General features: G+C 33.9%; 3 protein-coding genes. 1 reads left to right on the top strand and 2 read right to left on the bottom strand.

The window, feature by feature from the left end; all coding sequences use genetic code 11:
- A partial coding sequence (locus tag ACZQCL_RS08065; protein ID WP_482482682.1) for a TrmH family RNA methyltransferase occupies positions 1-731 on the top strand: 731 nt, incomplete at its 5' end.
- A 6-nt stretch (positions 732-737) separates the two neighbouring features.
- Here the strand turns inward: ACZQCL_RS08065 and ACZQCL_RS08060 are convergent.
- Both ACZQCL_RS08060 and ACZQCL_RS08055 read right to left on the bottom strand, forming a co-directional pair.
- Complete coding sequence (locus ACZQCL_RS08060; protein ID WP_482482680.1) at positions 738-2,057, bottom strand: MATE family efflux transporter; 1,320 nt, start codon at positions 2,055-2,057, stop codon at positions 738-740.
- An 86-nt stretch (positions 2,058-2,143) separates the two neighbouring features.
- Entirely contained in the window at positions 2,144-2,971 is an 828-nt protein-coding gene (locus ACZQCL_RS08055; protein ID WP_482482678.1) for a phosphopentomutase, read from the bottom strand.
- Between the last annotated feature and the right edge of the window lie 95 nt (positions 2,972-3,066).

Genomic DNA, 3,066 nt, shown 5'->3' with positions numbered 1-3,066 from the left:
TTCAATCTGTAAACAATAAAAAAATAAAAGAATACGCCAAACTGATTCAAAAAAAAGAAAGAGATAAGACAAATCTATTTCTCGTCGAAGGCGAACATATGGTTAAAGAAGAATTTAACGCAAATGCTCTACAAGAATTATTTATCCTTGAAGGACTCGAATGTCCAATAGAGTTTAACTATGAAACCGTAACGCAACAAGTATTAAACAAATTGTCAAACCAGAATTCAAATTCTAAAATGATTGGTGTATGTAAAAAATTAAACTTAAAACCAGAAAAAGAAAATAGTATTCTATTACTAGATAATGTACAAGATCCAGGAAATGTAGGTACGATTTTAAGAACCGCTCATTCTTTTGGCATTGACTGCATTTATATGTCAAAGGGTTGTGCCGATATCTACAATCCAAAAACGATTCAGTCCAGTCAAGGAGCCCTATTCTATATTCCTGTTATCCAAACGGATTTAGTAGAAGAAATTAAAAAGCTTCAAGAAAGAAATATTGAAGTGTATGCCACAGCTTTACATGACAATCACAAGGATCTTCAAGATATTAAACCAAGTGAAAAATACGCAATTCTAGTTGGTAATGAAGGTCAGGGTGTTCGTAAGGAATTAATTGATTTAAGTAATTATATTGTCAAAATTGAAATGGAAACTTTTGAAAGTCTAAACGTGGCCATTGCCACATCCATTTGTATGTATACATTTAAATACGCAAAAAGGTAGCAAATGCTACCTTTTTATTTTTCTCCATTCAAATAATGAATACATGGTACATATAAATTCCGTAACGACAAAGGCATACCAACCTACATGAATGCCAAAACACTTCATTAAGCCATATGTCAATGGAATTAAGATGACAAGTTGTCTAGCCAAAGTGATCACTAACGAAGTATTTGCCTTATTTAAAGCCTGGAAGGCAGCACATAAAACCATACAGATACCGGCAAACACAAAGCTTAAGCTAATGATTTTTAATGCGGGTATTCCTAATCCATACATTTGATCATTCGCACTAAACATGGCTAATAATTGTTTAGGGAATAATTGAAATACAATCGTTCCTATAGCCATAATGAAAATCGATAAAATCATAGAAAATTGTATAGCTTCAATTGCTCGATCTTTTCTGTTGGCCCCATTATTATAGGCAACAATCGGAATCAAGGCATTGGTGATTCCAAGCACAGCCATATTCAAGAAATTCTGTAATTTATAGTAAACACTAAAGACGGTAATCGCCATAGCTGAGATTGGTGCTAGAATCATATTCATAAAAACAGTCATAAAACTTAATGCGGACTGCATTAAGATGGCAGGTACTCCTACTTTATAGATTTTACAAAGAATAGGTATCGAAAAGGAAAAATTATGCATATGAATATCCAATTCTTTTATTTTTACCTTCGTAATAACATATCCAATAAGCATGGCACAAAACTGTCCAATAACGGTCGCAATGGCAGCTCCGGCAACACCCATTTCAGGTAGACCAAACCATCCAAAGATCAAGATTGGATCTAGAATAATATTAATAATGGCTCCTGCTCCTTGCATAACCATGTTGTAGATGGCATTTCCTGTTGCCTGCATGATTCTTTCGAAAATGATTTGTACAAAGACGCTAAATGAAAACATCGTACAAATACGAATATACGTATTGGCTAATGGAATTACATTCTGATCAGATGTAAACAAAGATAAGAATACATTAGAAAATAGTAAACCTAAAACTAAAAAGACTAGTCCATTCACAAATCCTAACAAGATTCCATGCATCATTGTATTATTCGCATAATCAAATTTCTTTTCACCTAAGTATCGTGCAAGCAATGTATTAAAGCCAACGGCTGTACCACATGCAATCGCAATCATAATGGTTTGTACCGGATAACATAAAGATACAGCGGTTAAGGCATCACTTGAAATTTTGGCAACAAAGATACTATCGACAATATTATATAAAGCTTGTATCACCATCGAGATGATGATGGGCAAACTCATAGAAACCACCAATTGTTTGATTTCCATATTTTCCATTTTATTCATAAAAAATTACCTCCCCTATGTTTTGGCAGTTTCATAGGGGATACCAAAACGAAAATAAAACGCTAAAATAAATTAATATATTTTTTCTATTTTGTCAAATCAAGAATAGACTCACCAATCAAATCTGATGGTTTTGATAAATCAAAGTTATCTAAAACACTTGCACCAAGAACGCCAAACGAACTTGAATCGTCCAATATTCCGTGTTCTTTCATACTAGGTGAATACATTAAACATGGTACACACTCTCGAGTATGATCCGTTCCTTTATAGGTTGGATCATTTCCATGATCGGCCGTAATAATCAATAGTGTATCTGAATCAATAACACCAAGTAGCTGGCCTAATAAAAGATCAAAATCTTCAAGCTCATCAGCATATCCAGAAACATTTCTTCGATGACCCCACTTGGCATCGAAATCCACAAGGTTCGTAAATAATAACCCTGTAAAATCTTTTTTCATTTCTTCAATCGTTTGAAGCATACCCTCATGACTTGAAGTCGAATGAATACTTTTTGTGATTCCCTGCCCATTAAAGATATCACGAATCTTACCAATGCCAATCACATCCAATGAATGAGATTTTAACACATCTAAAACGGTTTCACTCGATGGAGACAATGCATAATCATGACGATTGCTAGTGCGTGTAAAGTGACCTACCGAATCTCCTACATAAGGACGGGCAATGACTCTTCCTACTTTGTATTCTGGTTTTAAAGTTATTTCTCGAGCAATTTGACATACTCGATATAGCTCATCTAATCCAGTTACTTCTTCATGACCACAAATTTGTAGAACACTATCAGCAGATGTATAAAGTATCAATTTCTTTCCGTTCGATTGAATCTCTTCCATCGCCAACTCATCTAAAATTTCCGTTCCACTTGCACTTTTATTTCCAATAGACACATTTAATAAATTAGGATATAAAGCTAAAATCAACACTCATACAACGTCTTATATAAATTGACTTCTGGACATATATCTTTATTTCGAACACCACT

It is taken from the genome of Holdemanella sp., assembly GCF_056804935.1.
Note: the sequence above shows the minus strand (reverse complement) of the source record. Positions and strands in the feature narration are given on the sequence as shown.